General features: G+C 41.0%; 12 protein-coding genes. 9 read left to right on the top strand and 3 right to left on the bottom strand.

Translation table 11 applies throughout. From position 1 onward, the window contains the following. Nucleotides 1-46: 46 nt before the first annotated feature. The 7 genes from B4Z90_RS22465 to B4Z90_RS22435 all read left to right on the top strand — a co-directional run bounded on the left by B4Z90_RS22465 (nucleotide 47) and on the right by B4Z90_RS22435 (nucleotide 7,958). Entirely contained in the window at nucleotides 47-520 is a 474-nt protein-coding gene (locus B4Z90_RS22465; RefSeq protein WP_046672303.1) for a ribonuclease H-like YkuK family protein, read from the top strand. Nucleotides 521-572: 52 nt separating this feature from the next. Next, on the top strand, nucleotides 573-1,175 hold the full coding sequence (gene pnuC, locus B4Z90_RS22460; protein ID WP_286777428.1) for a nicotinamide riboside transporter PnuC: 603 nt from the start codon (nucleotides 573-575) through the stop codon (nucleotides 1,173-1,175). A 23-nt stretch (nucleotides 1,176-1,198) separates the two neighbouring features. Continuing rightward, the gene (locus B4Z90_RS22455; RefSeq protein ID WP_070563596.1) at nucleotides 1,199-1,732 is read left to right on the top strand and encodes an AAA family ATPase; all 534 of its coding nucleotides are present in this window, start codon (nucleotides 1,199-1,201) and stop codon (nucleotides 1,730-1,732) included. Nucleotides 1,733-1,882: 150 nt separating this feature from the next. Continuing rightward, nucleotides 1,883-2,293 (top strand): BrxA/BrxB family bacilliredoxin, encoded by a 411-nt coding sequence (locus B4Z90_RS22450; RefSeq protein ID WP_070563263.1) that lies wholly within the window; start codon nucleotides 1,883-1,885, stop codon nucleotides 2,291-2,293. A gap of 394 nt (nucleotides 2,294-2,687) precedes the next feature. Next, complete coding sequence (locus tag B4Z90_RS22445; protein WP_286777427.1) at nucleotides 2,688-4,199, top strand: amidohydrolase; 1,512 nt, start codon at nucleotides 2,688-2,690, stop codon at nucleotides 4,197-4,199. Nucleotides 4,200-4,395: 196 nt separating this feature from the next. Further along, entirely contained in the window at nucleotides 4,396-5,298 is a 903-nt protein-coding gene (locus tag B4Z90_RS22440; RefSeq protein ID WP_286777426.1) for a GLPGLI family protein, read from the top strand. Further along, a complete protein-coding gene (locus tag B4Z90_RS22435; RefSeq protein ID WP_286803312.1) occupies nucleotides 5,298-7,958 on the top strand; it encodes a hypothetical protein in 2,661 nt (886 codons plus the stop codon). Before B4Z90_RS22440 ends, B4Z90_RS22435 begins: the two co-directional genes overlap by 1 nt. Before the next feature lie 263 nt (nucleotides 7,959-8,221). On the opposite strand, the gene lipA is transcribed toward B4Z90_RS22435, so the two are convergent. Then, a complete protein-coding gene (lipA, locus tag B4Z90_RS22430) occupies nucleotides 8,222-9,103 on the bottom strand; it encodes a lipoyl synthase (protein ID WP_046672297.1) in 882 nt (293 codons plus the stop codon). 149 nt (nucleotides 9,104-9,252) lie between these two features. On the opposite strand from lipA, the gene B4Z90_RS22425 reads away from it, so the two are divergent. Then, complete coding sequence (locus tag B4Z90_RS22425; protein ID WP_286752230.1) at nucleotides 9,253-11,511, top strand: beta-N-acetylhexosaminidase; 2,259 nt, start codon at nucleotides 9,253-9,255, stop codon at nucleotides 11,509-11,511. A 354-nt stretch (nucleotides 11,512-11,865) separates the two neighbouring features. Then, nucleotides 11,866-14,685 (top strand): carbamoyl-phosphate synthase large subunit, encoded by a 2,820-nt coding sequence (gene carB / locus B4Z90_RS22420; protein ID WP_286803310.1) that lies wholly within the window; start codon nucleotides 11,866-11,868, stop codon nucleotides 14,683-14,685. 44 nt (nucleotides 14,686-14,729) lie between these two features. Here carB and B4Z90_RS22415 read toward each other — a convergent pair whose 3' ends face one another. Beyond that, on the bottom strand, nucleotides 14,730-15,668 hold the full coding sequence (locus B4Z90_RS22415; protein ID WP_286777011.1) for a formylglycine-generating enzyme family protein: 939 nt from the start codon (nucleotides 15,666-15,668) through the stop codon (nucleotides 14,730-14,732). Nucleotides 15,669-15,836: 168 nt separating this feature from the next. After that, on the bottom strand, nucleotides 15,837-17,243 hold the full coding sequence (locus B4Z90_RS22410) for a Gfo/Idh/MocA family protein (protein ID WP_286803308.1): 1,407 nt from the start codon (nucleotides 17,241-17,243) through the stop codon (nucleotides 15,837-15,839). Nucleotides 17,244-17,944 lie beyond the last annotated feature (701 nt).

Here is a 17,944-nt window from a genome sequence, read left to right as displayed (position 1 = left end):
ATATCAATGATGAAGTTTAATTTTTTTATATCTAATCTATATCGCTATGAGATGGCAAAAATACAATGGCGAATCCATTCGCTCCACGATTTTCGATGCTGTTGAGGAAGTCATTAAACGAGAAGATGCCCTAGGGAATAAGCTCAAGGTTTATATAGGCACCGATTCCCAAGTCAAGAGAGGCATCATCGACTTCGCTACAGTCATCGTCTTTCTCCGGGAACATAAAGGTGGATTTATGTTTATCCAACGGGACAAAAGGCATCACCGAATGAGCATTAAAGAAAGGATGCTGCTCGAAGTCCAAAAATCCATCGATATAGCCTATCAACTCTGCCCCCTCCTCGAAAAACACAAAGTAGACCTCGAAGTCCACGCCGACATCAACACCAATCCAAATTTCCAGTCAAATGTTGCCCTGAAAGAAGCCATGGGGTATATTATGGGTATGGGGTTTGTTTTTAAGGCTAAGCCCGAGTCCTTTGCCAGTACCAATTGCGCGAATAAACAGGTTCAATAACGGACTATAGGGCAGACTTTGTATATTTAGGGTGTAATTTTTAATACACCACATGCAGGATTTTTTTCAGCAGATTGCGCGTCAATTTGCCCAGACCTCTTGGCTCGAATGGTTAGGTACGCTGACAGGCTTTCTTTGTGTCTATTTGGCCGCTAAACAAAATATATGGAACTGGCCAATCAGTATCATCAGCGTAGCGTCCTACGCGATTCTGTTTTATAATGCCAAACTGTACGGAGATACTGTACTACAGTTCTACTTCCTGTCCACAGCTGTGTACGGTTGGTATTATTGGATAAGACGAAAAGAAGAAAAAAAGAAACCTATCGTCAAAGCCAGCAATGGGCAGCTGCTCCTTTGCCTCCTGACAATCCTGATCCTAACACTATCAATCGGTTATCTCCTCGATAGCAAGACAAATTCCGATGTCCCTTATATTGACGCATTCTGCACCTCCGTAAGTTTTGTTGCTCAATTTCTGATGACGCGCAAAGTGCTTCAAAATTGGCTCTTATGGGTATTTGTGGATATTTGTTATATCCCGCTCTATATACACAAAGACCTTATGCTGACCGCAGTACTCTACCTTGTTTTCACGCTCATCGCTTGGAATGGCTATCGCGATTGGCAGAAAACCTATAAAAATTTTGCGTAATATTGCTTATCAAAACGATCGATGTGGGAAAAGATTTCATAAAAATTGCCGTTGTTGGCCCCGAGTCCACCGGAAAATCAACGATGGCACAATTTCTTGCCAAGGAATTTCAGACGGTATGCGTACCCGAGTATTCACGTTATTATTGCCAAAGCCTCAACAATAAATATACCCTGCAGGACGAAGTCAATATGTTTTATGGACAGGTAGCCCTAGAGGAAGCCCTGATCCCTTTAGCGCAAGACCAGCTCCTCATCTGTGACACCACCTTTCTTACGGTAAAAATTTGGTCAGATCATCTTTTCGGTCATACGCCGCAGGAAGTCACCGATAAAATTCAACAACATGTTTATGATCTCTATCTGCTGATGGATATCGATCTACCTTGGCAGGATGATCCACTACGGGATTTTCCAGAACAGCGCGAACACTTCATGGAGATCTGGAAAAGCGAATTGAACGCCATTAATGCGAATTACCGTCTTATTTCCGGGCTCGGCGACCAACGTCTTGAAAATGGACTTCATGCGGTAAAAGATTTTCTGACATTGATTTGAGACAAGTGTCTTGACGAAGCAGCCTTTTACAGCTATATTTGTAAGCATAAAGTATAGCTGTTGTTTATACGGACTAAGAATACTTGCCCAGCGACAGAAAGCTTTATAGAAACAATTAAAATAGAATATTAACATTTTACTTAAGAAATAATGTATCCAGAATATTTAGTAACTCCAATGCGTCAAGAGTTAGTTGATGCAGGATTCGAAGAATTAAAAACTCCTGAAGCAGTTGATCAGGCTATCGCATCAGAAGGAACTGTCTTTGTGGTTGTAAACTCTGTTTGTGGTTGCGCTGCAGCAAATGCACGCCCAGCTGCAAAAGCTGCTGTAAAAAATGAAAAACACCCAGCTAAATTGGTCACTGTTTTCGCAGGTATGGAAACTGATGCTGTAAACACTGCACGTAACTACATGTTGCCTTATCCGCCATCTTCACCAGCAATGGCTTTATTTAAAGACGGAAAATTGGTACACATGATTGAAAGACATATGATTGAAGGTCGCCCTGCACAAATGATTGCTGACAATTTAGTTGCAGCATTTGACGAGTACTGTTAATCACGTATTTTGATTTTTGAATTAAAAAGGCTGTCCAAGTTATTTGGATAGCCTTTTTTGCATTTGGATAATCCGTATTCGCATTACTTTTCCTTCAGGTTGCCTTTCACTACTTTACTGATAATCTACTGTCCCAATAATACGCGACAATTCAGCGCAGGTACTTCACGTAAAGCAATTCGATAAGTCAAAACCCCGAGTCCGCATCTCCAATAGATCTAGCCCCAAGCCTAGTTTCCGTTTATTCAAAGCTTTTTGCTATTTTTAGGTTATGAAAACCTTCCCAATCATCATTTTTTTGTTCTGCTTGACAATCATTTCATGTTCACCACAAACGAAAGTGGACCTCATTGTTTATCATGCGCAAATATATACTGTAGATTCGGCTTTTAGTATGGCACAAGCTTTTGCTGTCAAAGACGGTAAATTTATTGCCATCGGTTCCGATGAAGAAATACAGCGGAAGTACAAAGCAATAGAAAAAATTGATGCGCAGGGGAAGGCCATTTATCCGGGATTCTACGATGCTCATGCCCATTTATTTGACGAGGCCGAACTAATGGATCAAGTCGACCTAAACGGTAGCGATTCTTTCGAGGAGGTTATTCAACGTGTCAAAAACTACCAGCAAAAAAATCCGGACAAAACTTGGCTGATCGGTGGTGGCTGGGACCAAAATCGCTGGAAAGATAAAACTTTCCCAACCAAGGACCTACTCGACAAAGCTTTCCCAGATATCCCCGTCTACCTCATGCGTGTAGATTATCATGCGGCGGTAGCCAATTCCAAAGCGCTAGAATGGGCCAAATTAACCAGTATTCCGACGATTCGTGGCGGTGTGGTCGGCGGGAATAATAATATCCCCAATGGCCTCTTGATCGACAATGCAATGGATCTTGTCAATAAGACAATCCCGGTTCCGAGTGAGAAAGATTACTTAAGAATGCTCAAGCGAACGCAAGACTCCCTCCTTTCCGTCGGTCTAACCACTATTGTAGACGCAGGTTTATCAAAAGAAAGACTCGATCTCCTAAAAAAATACTATCGCGAAGGACAGTTGAAAATTAGAGATTATGCCATGATCCTCGGCAATCCCCAAAACATAAAGTCATTTATCGAACAGGGTTTCTATGAAACGGACCGTTTCGAGATCAAAGGATTTAAACTGCTCGCCGATGGTGCATTGGGATCTCGTGGCGCATGCCTCCTCGCACATTACCATGATGCCCCCACCCACGGCTTTCTCCTCCATAGCCCCCAGGAATACGAAGCCATGATCAAACAGATTGCCGAAAGTAAGTTTCAGGCAAATACCCATGCAATAGGCGATTCGGCCAATCGTATTATTCTGGATATCTATGGCAAATACCTCCACAATAATGGCGACCGTAGATGGCGCATCGAGCACGCCCAAATTATATCGCCTACAGATTTTGACAAGTTTCGAAAGTATCAAATCATACCATCTGTACAACCTACACACGCAACCTCCGATATGTACTGGGCCAAAGATCGACTTGGTGAAGAACGTATGAAAGGCGCTTACGCTTATAAGCGTCTGTTGGCAGAATATGGCAAACTCGCTTTGGGGAGTGACTTTCCGGTTGAACATTTTAACCCCATATATGGTTTCCACGCCGCTGTAGCACGTGTCGACAAAAAAGGCTATCCTAACCACGGGTTTCAGATGCAAGATGCCATAAGCCGTGAGGATGCCTTAAAAGGAATGACAATCTGGGCGGCATATTCTTGTTTTCAGGAGAAAAAACGAGGAAGTATCGAAGTGGGAAAAGATGCCGATTTTGTTATCCTCGAAAAGGATATCTTGAAAATTCCAAATGAGCAACTGCGAAATGTAAAAACAGAACGGACAGTAATTGCAGGTGAGACCCTGTTTAAAAGATAACAAGAACTGATATGCCTAGCCATACCCAATAAACTTATACCGCTAACGAAACAAGATAGCTAACAAAAGTATTGCTAACAAGTCAAACCTTTCTTAACCTGCATTAGCACAACCCTAGGGAGGATAATAACGAAAAGTTCAAATAAATTTTTAGAATTACGAATGTTTCGTATATTTACGATATAAACATATATTTATGAAATATTCATTATCAATCCTACTGTCTGTGGCCACGCAGCTATTATTTGCACAAGAGCGTACTCCTGCCATCGCTAAAGTACATTACGAATTCAAACATGTCAATGACAGTACCCAACGGGACCAATTTTTACGCGATGAAACAGTGGTTTACCTGAATCAGCAGGGCAGCTACTATACGTCATATTCATCCAAACGCATGCAGGAAGAGGTCAAAAAACAGATGGAAGATCCCGCATTTTCCGGCAATCTAACCCTTACTACGCGCTCCTCGCCCTCATCATCATCTTATCTAATCAACCCCGATCAAAATAAAATAACAGAGGTAATATCCGTTGCTAGTGACCATTTCTCCATTACTTCACCATATCCCACACAGGATTGGGAAATCTTGGGAGATCGTAAAGAAATCGGTGGTTACAATTGCCAAAATGCGAAGGCAACATTCAAAGGCCGCACCTATATCGCCTGGTTTACAACCGAACTTCCATTTTCCTATGGTCCCTGGAAACTCCATGGTCTACCCGGACTTATCCTTGACGCACGGGACACAAAAAATGAAGTGATTTTCGCTTACGCCGGATTCGATAAAATTGAAGATGGAAAAACATTTGTCGAACTGCCACAAAATACCATCGCAAGTACGGCAGATGAAGTAAAGAAGATTCAGGAAGCCTTTAAGGCCAATCCTCAAGCCTACATGCAAGCGCAATCCGGAAAGAATAGAGCCATCAATGTAGGCTCAAACGGAAACATCGTTGCCGTTCGAGCCGGTAATTCAGGTGGAAGCTCCCCTATTGGTGCTTTGGATCCATCCAAAATAAAAAGTTTCAATATTTCAAGAGACGATAAATACAAACCTTCGAAGGTTACCAATAATCCGATAGAGCTGACGCCTTAATGAAAGTATTTCTATGTTTATTTATAGTCGTTTTGCTTGGGCAAATAACCTTTGCCCAGCAAACGATTAGTGGAACGGTCCAAGTGGATAAGACACAGCATCCCGTACCCTTTGCCAGTGTCAACATCCTTTCAGACGGTAAAATCATCGCTTTCAAGCCGACAGATAAAGATGGGCGTTTCACAATCACATTGACAAAGGAATATGCGAGCCTTTACCTGCAGATCAATCACCTTACTTACGAAAAATTTGAACTCAAACTTGGCACACAGACATCCAATCTTCGGATCGCCCTCGTTCCAAAAACCAATCTGCTACAAGACGTCATTGTAAAGAGCAAACCTAAAGTGAGCCGTTCAAATGATACGATTTCCTACGACGTCGGATCTTTTGCCAAAGAGGAGGATCGCAATATAGGCGACGTAATCAAACGCCTTCCGGGCATGGAAGTTACCGAATCGGGGCTTATAAAATACCAGGATAAAACCGTTTCTAAACTTTACATTGACGGTGACGATCTGTTGGAAAATCGCTATGGTGTAGGTACACGGACAATCCCGCATAAAATGGTAAAGGACATTCAGGTGCTCGACAATCACGAACATTATAAGGTCCTTAAAAATAAAAGATTTACAGACGACGTCGCCATCAATCTCGTTATCAAAGAGGAAGCTAAGCTGAAGCTCACTGGACAGGCCAAAATTGGCGTCGGCACCCTCAATCTCTATGATCCTGAATTGAATTCAATCCTATTCAACAAGAAAGTAAAGATGCTGAATGTTCTCAACGGGAATAATACAGGTCATGATCTTTCCGGAGATATTATTGGAGCCTATCAATCCTCTTTACTGGCCAAGTTCGGCAGCTCGACTATCAACAATCTCCTGGCGACGAGCACAACAGGCAGTCCAAATATTCCTAAAAACAATTATTACTTCAACAATACCGGTTCACTGAACACCAATAACCAATACAATCTCAAGAATCTCTGGCAGCTAAAATCCAATATTCAGGTTCTATACGACAACGATAGGCAAAATAATGCCTCAAACACGCAATACCTGCTCGATGATGGTGACGTTTATTTTAATGAGCAAAATCACATGAAAACAGCGCGTTGGCTTGGCGTAGCCAGACTTTCGGCATCTACCAATACGGAAAAGAAATATGCGAGCAATACTTTATCATTTGAATATGAAAAAAAAGATATTACAGCATTGCTGGCAAACTCCTCAGGGCAGATCGAGCAGTTCCAAAAACACCACATCAAGGGATTCAGCAACTTGTTCAGCTATATACCCCAACTTAAAAACAATGACATTATTGCAATCAACTGGTCTTTAAATTATGGCAATAAACCGCAGACATTACAGATCTATCCCGGTGTTTTTCCAGAAATACTCAACGATAGCATTCCCTATAAAAGCAGCCGCCAGCAAATCGAAGTTCCTTCCTTTTTTACGGAGATCAGTACAGGTTATCGCTTCAATAAAGGCAGAATCAAACAATACTATCAAATTAGCTTCAATACAGATCGTCAACATTTCAACTCACTCCTTACCATAGTAGATAATGAGCAACGTGTTCGAACATTGGGCGATAATACCCGTAATAATCTGTATTGGAGCAGATCCCAAGCGTTTATTACACCGCAATATTCCTGGAAAACAAATCGATTTGAAACCCAGCTCGAGATCCCGATCACCTATTTGTTTACGCATTATGAAGATGTCAGCCATCAACTGGCCACGTCCAAAAATTCCATGCTGATCAATCCTAATTTAAAAGCAAGATGGCAGATTTCACAAGAAGACTATCTTCAATTTAACTATCAATTTGCGCAGGATATAGGCAATATTGAAGATATATACCGTGGTGCCGTATTACGGAACTATAGAATGCTTAGCCAAAATAATGCAGCGCTAAATGAATCCAAAAAACATACGTTTAATCTCAATTATAATTTGGCCCGCACCCTAAAAGTATTATTTGCAAATGCAGGTATTAGCTATACAAGATCGCTTTCCAACACGATGTTATCGTCCGTTATAAAAAATAACATCACCGAAAACATATTGGTCAATATGGATAACCTGCAAGATCGATGGTCATCTCAGATCGGATATGATAAATACATCTTCCCTTTGGCAAGTACCCTCAAACTAAAAGGAAGCATTTCTTACTTCAAATACAATCAATTGTTAAACAATGCGCTAGTGCCTACTCGAAGTATGAGCTATCTATTTCAGCCCAGTATTGAAGCTAAGGTATTTAAATCTTATAATATTTCCTATTCAGGACTATTCAATTGGAGCCGGAGCAAACAACAGGGCCTTGACAATGCGATCCAAAACAAAACTACCACCATGATGCATAACATAGGCTTTCCGGCCAGTCCCTTTAAAAATGGCTTTATGCGGCTAAACCTACGTAATCTTTCCACCTTTCAAACAAACATGAAGAATGCAAGTTATACCTTCATAGACTTTTTTACGCGCTATAAGATCAACAAGTGGAAAATGGATATCGAATTGGAAATGAATAATTTGGCCAATATCAAAAACTATCGCACCTACCTGATGACGGCCAATATGATTTCACAGAATGAATTTGAACTTCGCGGGAGAACAATTTTACTTCGTACAGTTTTCAACCTTTAAGACTCGAACCATCGGAAAGAAACAATTACGTTTTCTAGTGCTCGTCTATTGTTGTGCCCATAGACCAATCTCTTCCAATTGAAATCTCGCTATTTTAGCAGATTATCGATGATGAACAAGAGTAATAAGTTTTTCAACCCCTAGAGGCAAACCGTTTCATTTAAAAAAAAAATAGAAAAAAGAAGCCTGAGCAAAAAAATCACCCAGGCTTCTTTTTATATCTTGCGAAAAATATTCTTTGTTAAAAAACTTAGAAATGTTTTCTATTGCATATCAAATAAATGTTTCTCTGCATGGTAAGAAGAACGAACCAGCGGTCCAGACTCCACATACTTGAATCCCATTTCCAAACCAATTTTCTGATATTTCTCAAATTGTGCAGGCGTAATCCACTCGATTACAGGATGGTGAGCTTTGGTAGGCTGTAAATATTGCCCCAGTGTCAAAATATGTACCCCAACGTTATATAAATCTTGCATTGCCTCGATAACATCTTCCTCTGTTTCCCCTAAACCAAGCATAATTCCTGATTTTGTACGGAGTCCAGCTTCAGAAATCCGACGCAGACACTCAAGTGAACGATCATATTTAGCTTGAACGCGAACTTCTCTTGTCAAACGACGTACAGTTTCAAGGTTGTGCGAAACAACCTCGGGACGTACTGCGATCACGCGGTCCAAATTATCCCATTGTCCTTTAAAATCTGGCAAAAGTGTTTCTAAGGTTGTTTCTGGGCTTTCCCGACGAATGGCATTTATTGTCTCCGCCCATATTATCGAACCACCATCTTTTAGGTCATCACGATCCACCGAAGTGATCACACAGTGTTTTACCTGCATTAACTTGACAGAATTGGCAACACGATTAGGTTCATCCAGATCCACCGCCAAAGGACGACCTGTTGCTACCGCACAAAATGAACAAGAACGTGTACAGATATTTCCCAAAATCATGAAGGTTGCCGTTCCAGCCCCCCAACATTCGCCCATATTCGGGCAATTTCCACTCTCACAAATTGTATGTAATTTATGCTCGTCTACAAGACTTCTGACATGTCTATATTCTTTACCAACAGGCAATTTGACACGCAACCAATCAGGCTTGCGTTGTGCAGGAGTTGCCGGAATAACTGGAAGTTCAATCATACAACAAAGTTAAGGATTAAAAATGTAATTTCTAACCGTCAATTTGTTGGTTTTATATCATAAAAAATGAGCGATTGCCGTCAATAATAGAATTATGAAACAAAAATTAGGATATTTGTGTTGATTATCATTAATCTAATAACAAAACTATGCGACTGAGCCGATCTTTATCCATGTTGTTACTTGGGGGTGCAACCATTTTTACAGCACAAGCCCAAACCAACTTTGACATTATACCCAAACCTTCGAAAATCACCTTGGCTACTGGAACATACGCTATCCCTGCACATCTTCAGGTTATTGTTTCAGATGAATTTCAGGAGGCGACACAGTTACTTACTGAACACCCCGCCATCAAAAGCCTCACTGTCGAAGTACTCAAGAAAAATAAAAAAGGCCCTAAAGAAGGCTTTCGCATTATTAAAGCTGTCGATGCAGATAATCTGAGTAAGAACGCCTATTCCATTCAAATCGATGAAAAAGGCCTGCTACTCAGGGCTTGGAATGTACCTCAGGTGATCAATGGGATTTACACGCTGGTTCAATTAGGCTATCTACAAGCCGATCCAAGTAAAGTAGCCTATGCGACTATAGTCGATGAGCCTCGCTTTGCTTATCGTGGATTACACCTGGATGTATCGCGCCATTTTATGCCGCTATCTTTTGTAAAAAAGTATATCGACATCATGGCCATCTATAAGTTCAACAACTTTCATTGGCATTTAACCGATGGAGCGGGATGGCGATTGGAGATTAAGAAATACCCGGAATTAACACAAAAGGCGGCCTGGCGAACACATACCAGCTGGAAAGATTGGTGGAACAATGGTCGTCAATATGTAGAAAAAGGTACGCCAAATGCCAGCGGTGGATTCTACACACAGGAGGAAGCCCGCGAATTGGTCGATTATGCAGCCCGCAAAGGAATCAATGTTATTCCCGAAATAGAAATGCCCGGACATTCGGAAGAAGTATTGGCCGTGTATCCCGAACTCTCCTGTTCCGGAAAGCCCTATAGTCAGGGAGAATTCTGTATCGGCAATGAAAAAACCTTTGAATTTCTGAAAAATGTATTGGATGAAGTGCTTACAATATTCCCTTCCCAGTACATTCATATCGGTGGTGATGAGGCTGAGAAAAAGCATTGGGAAACCTGTCCAAAAGATCAGGCACTCATGCAGAAAGAAGGACTGAAATCTGTCGACGAACTGCAGAGCTATGCCATCAGACAAATGGATCAATACCTGCAATCTAAGGGTAGAAAACTGATCGGTTGGGACGAAATCCTACAAGGGGGACTTACCGAAGGAGCTACCGTCATGAGCTGGCGCGGTGAAGATGGCGGCATAAAGGCCGCAAATGCAGGCCACGATGTCATCATGACTCCCGGTTCACACCTCTATTTTGATTCTTATCAGACAGACCCTCGGACACAGCCTGAGGCCATCGGCGGTTACCTGACACTGGATAAGGTGTATTCATATGATCCTATTCCAGCGGCCATACAAGGAGATAAAGCCAAGCATATTCTCGGAGCACAAGCGAATATATGGACAGAATATGTTCCTACCACCGAACACCTTGAGTATATGGTATTCCCACGTGCACTGGCTTTAGCAGAGGTCAATTGGACCAATAAAGATGGGAAAAGTTGGACTGACTTTCAGCGAAGACTGCAATCTCATTATAAGCTTTTACAAGATCTGAACGTCAATTACTACCGTCCTTCCTTTAATGTCGCTTATACAGCAACATACAATGCAGCTAAAAACAACAATAAAATTACGCTGACAACCGAGCAACTAAAAACAGATCAGATCCGATATACCATTGATGGCAGTGAGCCTACAATCCAGTCTACGCCGTATACCGGACCATTTGAACTCAGCTCGACAGGCCATATCAATGCGGCTTATTTTCTAGATTCTATCAAAATTGGTCCAACCCTATCCTTTGATATTGACATTCATCGCGCTATCGGAAAAAAAGTAACGTACAACACAGCATGGTCGGGATATCCAGCACAAAAAGATTCTACCTTAACAAATGGAATCATGGGTGGACTTTCCTATCACGATGGCCAATGGCAAGGATTCACCAGTCCGATTGATGTGGTCGTGGATATGGAACGTAGAGAAGAAATACACCAGGTAGCCATGAATTTTATGCAGATGATTGGCCCGGGCGTTTACATGCCCGGAGAAATGGAAGTCCTGCTTTCGGATAATGGCCGTACCTTCAGATCGGTAGGAACAATCAAAAATGATATATCCGATAAAGAGTCCAAGTTGACTTTCAAAAGGTTTGAACTCAAACTTGACAAAGCACAGCAGGCGCGTTATATAAAGATCAAAGCCAGCAATCCTAAAAAAGGATACTTGTTTACAGACGAAATCATCGTTTATTAAACATATCTGGACAGTTTTCTAAACCTGCATGTTTTATTGACTTGTGGTTTCTCATTAAAGCATCAATGAGTTCAAAACTCACTGTTATCGGAAAACAATAACCTTCATGATTTCACAGCACCAATAGCTCTAAAATCATGAAGGTTCTATACTCGTTTTTGTTTTTCAGGACTACTTTTCCAACAAACGGCATTTAATTTTGAAATATTATTAAAATAAATACTTAATTTTCAAAATTTAAAATGTAACTTTGCACTCCGACAAAGCAGTCGGAATGACCCTTCCCCATGAGCTATTTTTGATTGTCTTTGCTCAGATTTACAATAGGAAATTTAATTTTTTGAACTAGATATAATGCCAAGAAACACTTCCATTAAGTCGGTTTTAATCATCGGATCAGGTCCCATCGTTATCGGTCAAGCTTGTGAATTTGATTATTCTGGATCTCAAGCATCCCTTTCATTGAAAGAAGAAGGTATTGAAGTATCCATCATCAACTCAAACCCTGCAACAATCATGACGGACAAAGTTGTTGCGGACAATGTCTACTTACTTCCATTAACTTGCGAAAGTATTGAAGAAATTTTGCAAAAACACAACATTGACGCTGTACTTCCTACCATGGGTGGCCAAACGGCTTTGAACTTATGTATCGAAGCTTCCAACCTAGGCCTTTGGGAAAAATACAATGTAAAAGTTATCGGTGTTGATGTTGCTGCCATTGAAAAAACTGAAAACCGCGAAGAATTCCGTCAATTAATGGTTGATATCGGTGTGGGCGTTGCAACATCCAAAATTGCAAACTCATTCCTTGAAGGTAAAGAAGCGGCACAAGAGATTGGCTATCCGCTTGTTATACGTCCATCTTATACCCTTGCAGGTACAGGAGGTGGATTTGTTCACAGAAAAGAAGATTTTGACGCAGCCTTAAATAGAGGTTTACATGCATCACCAACACATGAAGTTTTGGTTGAACAAGCTGTATTGGGCTGGAAAGAATTTGAGTTGGAATTACTTCGCGATACCAATGACAATGTTATCATCATCTGTACTATTGAAAACTTTGATCCAATGGGTATCCACACTGGAGACTCGATCACTGTTGCACCAGGCATGACATTATCAGACAAATGTTATCAAGATATGCGTAATCAGGCTATCCTGATGATGCGTTCAATTGGTACATTTGCGGGTGGTTGTAACGTTCAGTTCTCTGTAAACCCAGAAAACGAAGAGATCATCGCCATCGAAATCAATCCACGTGTATCACGCTCTTCCGCTTTAGCATCGAAAGCAACGGGTTATCCAATTGCGAAGATTGCAGCTAAACTGGCGATCGGTTACAACTTAGATGAATTACAAAATCAGATCACAAAGACAACATCCGCATATTTTGAACCAACATTGGATTATGTGATTGTTAAGATCCCTCGTTTCAACTTCGATAAATTCAAAGGAGCAAACAAGGAATTAGGTCTACAGATGAAAGCGGTAGGTGAAGTAATGGCAATCGGCCGTACATTTATCGAAGCTTTACAGAAAGCATGTCAATCCTTAGAGACTGGCCGCGCTGGTTTAGGCGCTGATGGTCGTCAATGGAGAAACCTTGACGAAATCATGGATAGTTTGGAACATCCAAGTGGTGACCGCTTATTCCATATCAAAGATGCTTTCGAATTAGGCGTTCCTTTGGAATCTATCCGTAAGGCAACACGTATCGACAAATGGTTCTTAGTACAAATCCAAGAGTTGGTACACCTTGAGCAAGAATTACGTCGTTATCAATTGAATAATATTCCACGCGACTTCTTCATGACCTTAAAACAAAAAGGTTATTCAGATGTGCAAATCGCATGGTTATTAGGAAATGTAACCGAGGATCAAGTTTACGATCGTCGTAAGGAGTTAGGCATCAACCGTGTTTACAAAATGGTCGATACTTGTGCTGCAGAATTCCCTGCACAAACACCATACTACTATTCGACGTTCGAAGAAGAAAACGAATCCATCTCTTCAGATAAAAAGAAAATCATCGTTTTAGGTTCTGGTCCAAACCGTATTGGTCAAGGTATCGAGTTCGATTACTCTTGTGTACACGGCTTATTGGCGGCTAAAGAATGTGGTTACGAAGCGATTATGGTTAACTGTAACCCGGAGACTGTATCGACAGACTTCAATATGGCTGACAAATTATACTTCGAACCCGTATTCTGGGAACACGTACGTGAGATCATCGAATTAGAAAAACCCGAAGGTGTTATCGTTCAGTTGGGTGGACAAACGGCTCTTAAAATGGCTGAGCGTCTAGAGCAACTTGGCGTAAAAATCATCGGTACTTCATTTGAGAACATGGACTTGGCAGAAGACCGTGGCCGTTTCTCCGATCTATTGAAAGAATTAGAAATTCCATATCCAAGATACGGTGTCGCAACTTCAGCAGAAGAAGCATTACAAGTTGCAAACGAAGTTGGCTATCCAGTATTGGTTCGTCCTTCGTACGTATTGGGTGGACAAGGCATGAGCATTGTCATCAACGATGAAGATTTAGAAAAAGCTGTCGTCAACTTATTGAAAAACCTTCCTGGAAATCATATTCTGATTGACCACTTCCTGGATCGTGCAGAAGAAGCTGAATCAGATTCAATCTGTGATGGTGAAGATGTACACATCATTGGTATGATGGAACACATCGAGCCTGCAGGTATCCACTCTGGCGACTCATCGGCAGTATTGCCTCCATTTGGCCTTTCACAAGCTGTTCAGGACAAAATGGAAGAATACTCTATTAAGCTAGCAAAAGCGTTGAAGGTAAGAGGTCTATTAAACATTCAGTTTGCTGTCAAAGGTGAAAATGTGTATGTTATCGAGGCTAATCCACGTGCATCACGTACAGTTCCTTTCATTGCTAAAGCATATGATGTTCCTTACATCAATATCGCAACTAAAGTCATGTTAGGTGTCAATAAGTTGAAAGACTTTACGATTGAACGTAAATTACAGGGATACGCGATTAAAGAACCTGTATTCTCTTTCAACAAATTCCCTGAAGTAGACAAGCAATTAGGCCCTGAAATGAAATCAACTGGTGAAGCAATTCGCTTTATCAAAGATCTTCACGATCCTTATTTCAGAGAATTGTACAATCAAAAATCAATGTTTTTGAATGCACAATAAGGCATATCAATCAAATAGAAAAGGCTTGCAAATGCAAGCCTTTTCTATTTGATATCTTTCACACAGCGAAATCCAACATTATTTGTAGGACTGTTGACCTCCCCTTTTCCTCTGCTTCCGGCTTTATACCTTTCACAATATTGATCGTTGCAAAGAAATGACCCGCCCCGTTGAACGCGTTTTTCGAGGTTTGGCTCCTGCGGATCATAAGAATCCTGTGGTCCTTTGGGATTCACTGCTGTACTATGCTGATAGTAATCGGGCCTATAAAAATCAGCACACCATTCCCACACATTCCCTTCCATATCATACAGTCCCAATGCATTTGCCTGAAATGATTTTACAGGTGCAGCCCCCTCAAACCCATCTTCCTTTGAATCTTGCACAGGAAATTTTCCCTGATAAATATTTGCGGTCCATTTACCATTAGGCTTCAAGTCCTTTCCCCAATAATACAAGTCGTCGTTTGCATCATTACTTCCCCTAGCCGCATATTCCCATTCCGCTTCTGTCGGCAGTCGTTTGCCCGCCCACTTCGCATAGGCTGCGGCATCTTCATAGGCAACCTGAACAACGGGATAATTCATTTTGTCCTTTATTGAGCTATTCGGTCCCTCGGGATGTTGCCAGTTAGCACCAGGGACATACTCCCACCACATCAGGTAATTATTTAATGAATTGAGTTCTTTGGGCTTAGAGAACACAGCCGATCCCGGGACTAACATCTTGGGATCCACCCCCGGAAAATCTTTCGGATCCAACTCCCGCTCAGCAACAGTTACATAACCCGTCTCCTTTACAAACTGCGCAAACTGTGCATTTGTGACCTCATGTTCATCCATATAAAATGAATTTAGTTCAACCTGATGTAGGGGCTTACTATCTTCAAAATTTGAACTTCCCATTAGAAATTTGCCCCCTTCGACCAATATCATTTTGTCCGCATTCTTGCTTTTTAGCTGGGCAATTTGGGATTTTATCATACCAGCGCGCGTAGGTATATTTTCCCCAACACAACAGGAAAGTGTATCCTTAGTGGAAAATAACGATAAACAGGTAATTAGAGTCAGATTGAATAACATAATTAAAGATAAACATAAAAGGGGAACAATAAAAAGTTCCCCTTCAATAAGTCATTTTATATAGGAGGGCTATACGCCCAATTGTATATTTTCTTTTTTCGCTGATCTCGAACGGATAGGCGTATTTCCGCCACCTTTTAACGTGATTTCTACCGGCGTATTATTTTTCCATGCACCTTTTGTGAAATCCGGTACATCAACTGTTTTACAGTTCTTTTCGACAGATTCGAAACTCAACGGTACGATACAGCTCCATGAAGCAGCGTCATAGACATCCTGATCCAAAGGTAATCCATTGCGCAAACAATCAATTAGACGCCAGTCCATCATAAAATCCATCCCACCGTGTCCACCGACCTGCTTTGCCTGCTCACCAATATATTTTACCAATTCTGGGGTGTATTTATCATACAGTTCTTTCAATTTCTGTTCTGTAATGAATTCATGACCAAAAGCAATATTCTCCGTAGGATACTTTTGTGCAAACCCTTTGGTACCACTCAGTGTATGTAGCCTAGAATAAGGTCTAGGAGAAGTAACATCATGCTGCAACATAATCGTTTTCCCTTTGGCCGTACGGATAAGCGTTGTATTCATATTACCACGGTATTTCTTTCCTACAAATTCCTGAAAAAAAGAATCCTTAGCGGCTAACTCTTTCGCTTTTTCTCCCATCATAAAATCACTGGAAGACATCGCCACAAGATGATCCATTTTATCCCCTCTATTGATATTTAAGCATTGTGCCACAGGTCCAAGTCCATGTGTAGGGTACAGATTTCCATTTAGTTTTATATTTTCTCTTAGGCGCCACATGTTATCATAGCCATTTTTTGCAAAGTTAAGATCAAGCAAATCGTGAATATAAGCACCTTCAGCGTGAACGAGCTCGCCAAACAAGCCTTGGCGCACCATATTCAATGTCAGCATTTCGAAGAAATCATAACAGCAGTTCTCCAGCATCATACAATGCTTTTTAGTTGCCTCGGATGTTTTTACCACCTCCCAACAATCCTTGATTGTCAAAGCGATCGGGACTTCACAAGCCACGTGATTACCCGCTTTCATCGCCGCAATACTCATCGGACTATGATAATCCCAAGGCGTACAAATATAGACCAGATCAAGCTTCTCTTCTTTCAACAAGGATTTCCAGCCATCTTCACCTGAATACGCTTTAGGAGCTGCTAGACCTTTCGATGTAACAATTTTTGTTGCGCGCTCCACCCGGTCTGGATGCTTGTCACAAAGTGCGACAATTTCGCATCCCTCAATAAAGGACAAGCGTTCAACAGCACCAGGACCGCGCATACCCAATCCTATCACCGCTACTCTGACTTTATCGATTTTTGGAGCTGCATATCCAGACATATTAAACGACGCGGCTGCCGTATTGGCATTGACCAGAGTAGGGAGTGAAACAGCCAGCGATGACAATATTCCGGCTTTTTTAAGAAAATCTCTTCTAGAATCCATAATTTAAAGTTCATATAAATTTAAAGGGACCAATTGGTCCCTCTAAAAAATCACCTATTTTAAAACAAACTAAACAGTCAATAGAAAAAATCCTTTTGGATCGGATTTTATAGTTGGTTCTATTTAAAGAACTTAATCTCTATAACAATAATATAACACTTTTTTCTAAATAAAAAATGAAACTTGAAAGCAATCGTTTGCTTAATCTACACAAACGATTGCTTAAATTTTTATCTTCGTTGTTTTTCAATCGATATTCTGCAGCCACAGAGTTTTTAATAATGAAATTCCGAGTAGAATAATGGCATTGCTACAATATAATCCAGCAATGATTACTAATGAATGCCGAGCTGCATTTGTTATCGTTAAGCAATTGTAACTTCACAGAGGCCTAGCTAGAAGTATAATGTTATCGGGTTCCTGATCGGGATATGTAGATGAGAAATAGTATGTGGATACAATGATATCTGCCTTATTAAGCTTAATAATAGTGTAGAATGACCGTATAACATATGAATTTTATAGCAAGAACTATAGCCACTCACTGTATAATTCGCAACAGTTGGATAGCCTATAAGGAAAGTAAACTCAAGCAACGTACTGCGATAACCAATAGGCGGAGGATATGCAATAGCATTGTACGGGGAAGTACAGGCAGGTAGCTAAACGAAAGAAGCCCTGACTGTTTCCAGCAAGGGCTT

It is taken from the genome of Sphingobacterium sp. UBA5639 (assembly GCF_002421245.1).
Lineage (GTDB): Bacteria > Bacteroidota > Bacteroidia > Sphingobacteriales > Sphingobacteriaceae > Sphingobacterium > Sphingobacterium multivorum.
This window is presented reverse-complemented; position numbering and strand designations above follow the sequence as displayed.

Coding starts and splice junctions, on each gene's coding strand:
- carB (WP_286803310.1), top strand. CDS start 11,866: ATGCCAAGAAACACTTCCATTAAGTCGGTTTTAATCATCGGATCAGGT.
- B4Z90_RS22435 (WP_286803312.1), top strand. CDS start 5,298: ATGAAAGTATTTCTATGTTTATTTATAGTCGTTTTGCTTGGGCAAATA.
- B4Z90_RS22415 (WP_286777011.1), bottom strand. CDS start 15,668: ATGATAAAATCCCAAATTGCCCAGCTAAAAAGCAAGAATGCGGACAAA.
- lipA (WP_046672297.1), bottom strand. CDS start 9,103: ATGATTGAACTTCCAGTTATTCCGGCAACTCCTGCACAACGCAAGCCT.
- B4Z90_RS22410 (WP_286803308.1), bottom strand. CDS start 17,243: ATGGATTCTAGAAGAGATTTTCTTAAAAAAGCCGGAATATTGTCATCG.
- B4Z90_RS22425 (WP_286752230.1), top strand. CDS start 9,253: ATGCGACTGAGCCGATCTTTATCCATGTTGTTACTTGGGGGTGCAACC.
- B4Z90_RS22465 (WP_046672303.1), top strand. CDS start 47: ATGAGATGGCAAAAATACAATGGCGAATCCATTCGCTCCACGATTTTC.
- B4Z90_RS22450 (WP_070563263.1), top strand. CDS start 1,883: ATGTATCCAGAATATTTAGTAACTCCAATGCGTCAAGAGTTAGTTGAT.
- B4Z90_RS22445 (WP_286777427.1), top strand. CDS start 2,688: ATGGCACAAGCTTTTGCTGTCAAAGACGGTAAATTTATTGCCATCGGT.
- pnuC (WP_286777428.1), top strand. CDS start 573: ATGCAGGATTTTTTTCAGCAGATTGCGCGTCAATTTGCCCAGACCTCT.
- B4Z90_RS22440 (WP_286777426.1), top strand. CDS start 4,396: ATGAAATATTCATTATCAATCCTACTGTCTGTGGCCACGCAGCTATTA.